At 58.1% G+C, this 7,406-nt stretch carries 8 protein-coding genes and 2 pseudogenes; 6 read left to right on the top strand and 4 right to left on the bottom strand.

The window, feature by feature from the left end:
* The 4 genes and pseudogenes from O6929_07255 to O6929_07240 all read left to right on the top strand — a co-directional run bounded on the left by O6929_07255 (position 1) and on the right by O6929_07240 (position 2,220).
* Positions 1 to 197: pseudogene (locus tag O6929_07255) on the top strand (ABC transporter ATP-binding protein).
* A gap of 247 nt (positions 198 to 444) precedes the next feature.
* The gene (locus O6929_07250; protein MCZ6480182.1) at positions 445 to 957 is read left to right on the top strand and encodes a thiamine pyrophosphate-binding protein; all 513 of its coding nucleotides are present in this window, start codon (positions 445 to 447) and stop codon (positions 955 to 957) included.
* Entirely contained in the window at positions 954 to 1,580 is a 627-nt protein-coding gene (locus tag O6929_07245) for a thiamine pyrophosphate-dependent enzyme (protein MCZ6480181.1), read from the top strand. The genes O6929_07250 and O6929_07245 overlap by 4 nt, the downstream gene beginning before the upstream one ends.
* Before the next feature lie 346 nt (positions 1,581 to 1,926).
* Positions 1,927 to 2,220 carry an ABC transporter substrate-binding protein gene (locus tag O6929_07240; protein MCZ6480180.1) on the top strand — a complete coding sequence of 98 codons (294 nt, stop codon included), beginning with the start codon at positions 1,927 to 1,929 and terminating at the stop codon, positions 2,218 to 2,220.
* A gap of 173 nt (positions 2,221 to 2,393) precedes the next feature.
* Here O6929_07240 and O6929_07235 read toward each other — a convergent pair whose 3' ends face one another.
* From O6929_07235 to O6929_07220, 4 genes are all read right to left on the bottom strand, one after another.
* Positions 2,394 to 3,707 (bottom strand): TRAP transporter large permease subunit, encoded by a 1,314-nt coding sequence (locus O6929_07235; GenBank protein ID MCZ6480179.1) that lies wholly within the window; start codon positions 3,705 to 3,707, stop codon positions 2,394 to 2,396.
* A gap of 11 nt (positions 3,708 to 3,718) precedes the next feature.
* The gene (locus tag O6929_07230) at positions 3,719 to 4,237 is read right to left on the bottom strand and encodes a TRAP transporter small permease (GenBank protein MCZ6480178.1); all 519 of its coding nucleotides are present in this window, start codon (positions 4,235 to 4,237) and stop codon (positions 3,719 to 3,721) included.
* Between the two features lie 342 nt (positions 4,238 to 4,579).
* Positions 4,580 to 5,590 carry a TRAP transporter substrate-binding protein DctP gene (dctP, locus tag O6929_07225; GenBank protein MCZ6480177.1) on the bottom strand — a complete coding sequence of 337 codons (1,011 nt, stop codon included), beginning with the start codon at positions 5,588 to 5,590 and terminating at the stop codon, positions 4,580 to 4,582.
* 101 nt (positions 5,591 to 5,691) lie between these two features.
* Positions 5,692 to 6,330 (bottom strand): integrase core domain-containing protein, encoded by a 639-nt coding sequence (locus tag O6929_07220; protein MCZ6480176.1) that lies wholly within the window; start codon positions 6,328 to 6,330, stop codon positions 5,692 to 5,694.
* 33 nt (positions 6,331 to 6,363) lie between these two features.
* Between O6929_07220 and O6929_07215 the strand changes: the two are divergent.
* Both O6929_07215 and O6929_07210 read left to right on the top strand, forming a co-directional pair.
* A pseudogene (locus O6929_07215) lies at positions 6,364 to 6,495 on the top strand (ABC transporter substrate binding protein).
* A gap of 585 nt (positions 6,496 to 7,080) precedes the next feature.
* A partial coding sequence (locus O6929_07210; protein ID MCZ6480175.1) for a prepilin-type N-terminal cleavage/methylation domain-containing protein occupies positions 7,081 to 7,406 on the top strand: 326 nt, incomplete at its 3' end.

The following is a 7,406-nucleotide window of genomic DNA, read 5'->3' as shown; positions in this document are numbered from 1 at the left end:
GTCGGGAGGAGGAGAAACTCCGCGAGCTGGTCATGGACATTCTCGATTTTGTCGGTCTAGCATACCGGCAGAACGAGCTGGGCAGCGCTTTTCCTTATAGTGAGTAACGTCTTCTGGAGGTTGCCGTGGCCATGGCGGCCGATCCTTCCTTGTTGCTGTTGGATGAACTCGTATCGGGCATGAACCCCACCGAGACCGTGAGCCACCGCCAGAACCCAGAGTCATGGCCGTCTGGCACATGGGGGCGTGGGCTAGCCAAGAGGAAGAGGTGTCGGTTGTAGACCGGTGAAAAACGCTTGCAGCAACCATGCATATCGCAGAAAATGGCGACGCCTCTTATAGAGGCATGTTAATGTTTGCCTGAACCTGAAAATATGAGCTGGTTCTGCATGGGTATCAACCGCCTTTGCTGATCCCAAAGGCACGTTCGCACGGGAGGTTGTTGTGAGCCACGAGCAGAGACATCGTCCACGCCAACTCTTGGCGACCTTGAAGCAGCTCGAGTTCAAGGTGGCCGTGTCGGTTCCGGACAGTTGGATAGGCCAGTTACTCGTCGAAATTGACCACGAGCCGGGCATGACGCTGATCCGGGCAACCCATGAAGAAGAAGCGCTAGCCATTGCCTGCGGCGCGAGACTGGGCGGGGCGCGGACGGTCATGTTGATCCAGAATGTCGGTCTCACGACCATGGGGGCAGGAATGGTCTCCTTGGCGCAGCGGTATCAGTTTCCGATCCTGATCCTCGCCTCGTTCCGAGGCTCGACGCGCGACCCGATCTTCTATCACATTCCCAAAGGGCGGGTGAGCGAACCCGTGCTGCAAGCGTTGGGACTGAGGTATGCGCTGACCGACTCCACAACGCCTATCGGTCCACAAGTGGAGGAAGCGGCGGCCAATGCCGAGGAGTCGTCGCAGCCGTTTGTCTTACTCACAGCTCGGGAGGACACGTACTGGTGAACTCAACGGTCCCGACACGGGAAGACTACTACCGGGCTTTGGCCGTCTGTCTGAGCGACGATGCCCTGGTGGTCACGTCGCTGGGGAACGCCTCGTATCTATGGGCCTGCGTCCGTGACCGGCCGGAAAACTTTTACCTTGAGGACGCGATGGGGCTGGCCCTGCCCCTGGCCGTAGGCTTGGCGGTCGCCCAGCCGCGACGGAAGATTGTGTGCGTGGAAGGCGACGGGGGATTCGTCATGCATCTGGGTGCCTTGGTCACGCTGTCGGCAGTGGCTCCCAAGAACCTCACGGTGCTGCTCATGCAGAACCGGGTTCACGCTGCCTCGGGCGGACAGCCCGTGACGCATCAAGACCTGGATCTCGCGGCGCTTGCCCGCTCGGCGGGATTGCCGCAATCGGAACACGTAGAGACGGTAGCCGAGTTCCGCAGGGCCTTGCTCGCCGCCTTCGCGGCAGAAGGTCCGACGTTCTTGGCTCTGGAGGTGGTATCGGACGTGCCCGTGGTCAAACCGCCGGTTCCGTTGAATCCGGTGGTCATCAAGCAGCGGTTCATGGAGGCCATTAAGGCACCGCGTTATGTGCCTACAACATTCGGCAAAGGCGGGTTTGTGGACCCTTAGGCGATGTCTCGATATCGAGATCGGGGTCCAAGGTGTGCACGTGCCGGTGGATGTTTCTGCCGGAGATGCAAGGGAGGTAAGGAGAGATGCATAGTCGATCAAACTTGTTTTCCGTCGCCCTCGCCATTATCGTTGGCTTGAGTTTCGTAGGGCTTGGGGGGCTCAGCGCCCCGGCTGGTGCGGTCGAACCCCTGGTGGTGAGCACCTGGGTGGTAACTGGAGAGACACCCTCCACAATGCCGTCGGCAAGCGTTTCACGGCACCAACGGGGATTCCGGTCGAATACGAGGTAGGGGGGACCATCAAGCGACTCTCGACGGCCAAAGTCAACAAGGGCAATCCGCTGGTGAATGCTACCCTGACCACAACGCACGTCGGCCGTCTTTACATCTCCGGCGGGATGTTTGCACAACTGGATCTGAGCCAGATTCCCAATGCCAAGCAGGCATTCAAGGAGGCCATCCGTAGCCCGTATCACGTCGGGCTGTGGTCGTACGTCTACACCATCGCCTATCTGCCTGAGAAGATTCCGTTTGCGCCTCCCAAGTGGGCCGATCTGTGGGACTCCCGGCTGAAGAACAAGATCGCCATGCCGGACTTCGACTCGAGTCACGGAGGTCCCCTCTCCACCTGTTTCTAAGGAGTTAATGACATAATAGGCAGTTATCGGATAGTCTCAGCCCAAAACGCGCGACGGGGGGCCAGTTTGCCCTTCCGGGAACCGCTTGGGGTTGTCCCGAAGGTGGCTGTTTCGGGAATCCTCGGGGCTATGTTGGCCATCCCTCAAAAGGAAACTCCTATCATTTCCGGGGGTCATTTCATCATGCTCGGCAGCCACAGCACCACCGCGGGGAAAATGATCATGATTGCCATGACCACGAGATTCAGTCCCACGAACGGGAGGGCCGCCCGATAGATATCTCCCATGGTGGTGTCGGGTGAGGCAATGCCTTTCATGACAAACAGCGATAGGCCGAAGGGCGGCGAGATCGTCGCCAGCTCCAAGTTGAGAAGCATGATTGCGCCGAACCATACCGGGTCCCACCCCAGGGCGCTGACGATGGGCATGTATACGGGGACGGTGACCAGGACAATGGAAGTCTGCTCGATGAACATGCCCAGAAATATCAGGATAATCTGCATCAGGATGAGGATGACGATGGGATGCACGGGCAAGCCGACGGCAAGCTTCGTGAGGCTGGAGGTGACTCCGGCGAAGGCCAGAACCTGGCTGAAGGCGGCCGAGCCGGTGAGGATGACCAACACCATCACCGAGATGGAGGTTGCCGCGCTCACCGCCTTCTTCATCACCTCCCAGGTGAGCTTCCGATAGGCCGCCGCCAGCAAAAAGCAGAGCAGGGCGCCTACGCCCGCCGCCTCCGTGGGGGTGGCGATTCCCAAAAAGATGGTGCCGATGACAATGACGATGACGGATATCAGCGGTACGACATAACGAAAAGTGTTCTGGATGCGGCGCCCGATGGGTGTGGGCGACACATCGTAGGGTGGCGCCAGGGATGGCTTGAGAGTACATCTGACAATGATGTAAGTGGCGTAGACGGCGGCCAGCAGCAAGCCCGGGAGGATGATACCCACGAGGAGCTTGCCCACGGAGATTTTGCCCAGGCTGGCCAGGATGATGCCGAGGGCGGTGGGCGGGATCATGATGGCGAGGCTGCCACTGGCCAGGATGGGTCCGAGTGACATGGATTTGCTGTAGCCGCGCCTCTCCATGTCCGGCGCGAGGGTCGAGCCCAGCATGGCCACGCTGCCCATGGCCACGCCGGTCAGCGTGGCGAACAGGGCCCCGGCGCCTACAGCGAGCAAAGCCAGTCGGCCGGCAATGCGTCCCAGCCATTCGTCCAGGACATCTATCATCCTGTAGGCGACGCCGGAATAGAACATCACCGTTCCCATGAGGATGAACATGGGCACGGGCACGAGCACAAAGGTCGAGACGGAGCTGTCGATGCTGAGGATCAGTTGTTGCAAACCGATGCTTCCGCCCCAGAACACATAGACCCCGATGATGTTGATCAGCATGAAAGCGAAGGCGACCGGCAGCCCGATGAGCAGCAGGACCGTGAGGCCGCCAAAGAACAACAACATGTAGGTCCACCATTCCACCGGCAATCACCTCATTCGCTAGTGTGGACCCGCTCAGCCTTCCCGCCGCGGAGATGCAGTTGCGCCCGCCTCATGAACTGGAGAAAGAGGAAGAAGCTGCCCAGGGGAATGACGGCCAAATTGATTACTCTCGGGATCTCGATTTCAGCTGGGATGAGTATTCCCCTTTGCCAGGAATAGATGACTTCCAGCGTTCCGTAGATGGTCAAAATCAGGCAGATCAGCGCACCGAGGATGGAATTGAAGACATTCATCCAGCGCTGGACTTTCGGGCTGAGCCGGGTCACTAGGAGATCGATGGTTACGTGTTCTTCTCTTCTCAGCACCCAGGCGGCGCCGAGAAAGGTGATATAGAGCAGCAGCGTGCCGCTGATTTGGTCAACGCCCAACAGTCCTTCCCGGAGGACATACCTGAAGATGACCTTGATGGAAGTCAGCAGCATGACGACGACCAGAAGTCCGCCCGACAATGCGCCGCCGATATTCATGATGGAATCAAAGATATGTGCGATTTTTTTGCCCGCTGCCATGCGGAAGATTCCTTATCTCTGGCCCGGCGTAGGCTCCTACGGCAAGCAGAAGTCAGCCATCGGTGGATTGGCGCTCGCTTAGGTAAGGGTCTTCGCTTACCTGAGAGAGTATGCCGCTATGGCCTCGGCGGGACGAACGAAACCGACCTTGATCGAGTTCTTGGGCCGGTAGAAATGGCCCGGGAGGGGGTTGGGAATGATCGCGGGAGGAGGATTCGGACTACCGCCACGCCGATTCAGGTCCGAATCCTCCTCCTCGAAACTCCGCTCCCGGCCTCTCTCGGACCGGACAAGCGGGCCGGTGCGATTATGACATCACCTTTCGAGCCCGGCCGCGGGGAATCAGTCGTATCCCAGCAGCTTTCTGGCTTCGGCGTAATCGGCCGGGCTCATGGCTTTCTTGAAATTCGCCCACAGGGCGTCAGTGGAGGTCTTCGCCCAGCGCGCGGCCTCAGCCTTCGAGAATTCGATGACCTTCATGCCGGCCTTTTTCATGATCGCCAGCTGCGTGCTCTGGTGCGCGGAAATCCATCCTCGAGACCAGATCTGCATCATCTGTACGGAATCCATGATGATCTTTTGCAGACCCTTGGGCAGACTGTTCCACTTCGCCAGGTTCATGTTGATGCCGATGCCGTCCCGATACAGAGGGTGAAGGATGATATACTTGGACACCTGATGCCAGCCGAAGTTGGTGAAGCCGTCATAATAGGGCCAGGTGAAGCCTTCCACCGTGCCCCGCTCCAGGGCGAGATAGACTTCCGACGGAGGCAGGGTGACCGGCTCGGCTCCAACCGCTTTGACGAAGAAGCGGGTCAGCGGCGGCACCCGGGTCTTCATTCCCTTCAGGTCGGCAATGCTGCTCACCTTCTTCTGGGTGTACATAAAATGGTTTCCGGTGTCTCGATCGCCCGAGAAGCTGCCGAGGTAGCGGATGCCCTTTTTCTCGTACATCTTGACCATGAAATCGAACAGTTTATTGCCGGGTCCACCGTCGGGAACTTCCAAGCGGGACAACTCCGTGATGTAGCCCGCAGGGATGACACCCGCCCAGTAGTTCATGGCGCCATACCAGATATCAAACACGCCCCTCACCAGCGCCTCCGGCTGGTCAAAAGTGGGGACGACCTCCCGGGAGCCTTTGAACTCGATAACCAGCTTCCCCTTGGCGCGCCGGTTGACCTCTTCGATGAAGCGGATGCCTATATCGGCCGCAGAGGAGATACGCGGCGGCCAGGAGCCCACCATGACGAGCTTGATGGGTTGGGCCGCGACCGGTTTGGCCCAGCCGGAGGTCAAGAGTAGGGCCAGAAAGGCAACCCAGACGACGCTGAACAGTCCGCTCTTTTTCATTCCATCTCCCTCCAAATCTCTATTGTATCTCTCACCAGAATTGGGCCTTCGCCTGGGGACTATTGCAGTTTGTCTCCTCTTCGTCAACCTTGTGTATGGGTTCAAGACATATGAGACACTGGGGCCTTTTTTTTGAATGTCTCCAGTGCCTGGGCGGGCGTCAGGTAGTCCAGGGCCTGGTGGGGTCGAATGTGGTTATAGACTTGCTCCCACTCGCGCAGCCTGACGTTGAGCGAGGCCACCGTCCGGGGGAGCTCGTACACCTCGTAGAACTCCTCCGTGTGGGTCCTCTGCGCCCGCTCCACACGACCGTTGAGCTTGGGCGAGCGGGACGGCAGCTCGAAGAGCAAAATCTTCCGATCGGCGCACTCGGTCTCGAACTCCGCCCGGAACTCCGAGCCCCCGTCTACATGAACCGCCCGCAGCGGGAACGGCGTCCGGGCCTCAAGGGTGTCCAAAAACCGCTGGGCGCACAGGGCCATGGGACGCAAGAAGACCTCCATCACGTCCCAGCACGAGACCATGTCGCGGGCGGTGAATTGCATGACGGTGACCCCAGGAAGAGGGGAAAGCTCCAGGGTGTCCACCTGGACCAGGTCCCCGGATTGATGGGGCACATAGTCCTTGGTCTTGCGCGTGGAGTAAGGCCGCCTCACCCGACGCCGCTTCGCGCTCACCGCACGCCCTGTGGGCTCCACCAGCCGTCGGCGGCGCTTGAGATCGGCCAGGATGCGGCCCATCCTCGCGGCCGAGCTAGTCCGGCTCAAGGTTGTGCCAAGCCAGCCGACCTGCCTGTCGAGCGGCCGACCAAGTTCGAGCTGGTCATCAACTTGAAGACCGCCAAGAAGCTTGACCTTACGATCCCGCCTCAGTTTCTCGCGCGGGCGGATAAAGTGATCAAGTGAGATCGATCTATTGGCGAGGAGGTAGCTGATCAGCGGGGGGCTACATCAGGCCGCCGTTTTTGTTTCTGGTGGAGCTAGGATTCAATTAAAGCGTCGATTAATTGCGTCTGGGGATGAAATTGGCCTGTAAGTGCCCGCCAAGACATCGCTTTCTAGCCTATTGACGAGCCTCTAAGAATGTACTAGAAGCGCACCTTGAAAAGTCAGTGAGGGCCTCCCCCATCATTGATAATGCTTCTTTGTGATTTGAGGCCAAACAGAGGGACGGGAAACCGGCCTTTGGAGGGGGACAATGAACAGAAGCATTTGAAGCCAGCCACTTTTATGCGGCAATAGGGGCATTGGCCAGCGGTGTCGCCCGGGTTGTGAGCAAGGGTAAGACGAAACACGCGAGAAAATCTGGAAACCAGCTCTTGGTGGAGACTACCTCAGGTGCTCAAGGGCAGTAATTCCTCTTCGAGGCCGTCGGGGTCGGCTTTAAAGCTTCCGGTTCTGCACGCTGAAACGAACTTTTTAGTCGTTTGATACATTTGTCAATGAGGCGGTATTCAAGTATCGCTTCCGTTCACATGTTGTTTGGCCGTCGTGGTGAAGAAAATGAGTGGTATAAGGCTTGGGAAAGGGGGATTTACCCTGATCGAAATGATCTTTGTCCTTGCGATTATACTAATCTTAGTGAGCTTTATAATACCAATAGCTATGGAAAAGGTCCGGGACGTACAGTTTGCGAGGGCAAATGCTGACATACAGACCATATACACTACCCTAATCTTGTTTCAAATTGACTTAGGCATATTCCCCGTCTGTGACGACGAAAACTGTGATCCGGTCGATTTCAGCGCTCAGACCCTCAGATTCTTGGCCTTCGGCGATGGGACAGATGACATACAAGACACCTTTCCTGCGGACGA

The sequence above is a fragment of the Candidatus Methylomirabilota bacterium genome, from assembly GCA_027293415.1.
Taxonomy (GTDB): Bacteria; Methylomirabilota; Methylomirabilia; order Methylomirabilales; family CSP1-5; genus CSP1-5.
Note: the sequence above shows the minus strand (reverse complement) of the source record. Positions and strands in the feature narration are given on the sequence as shown.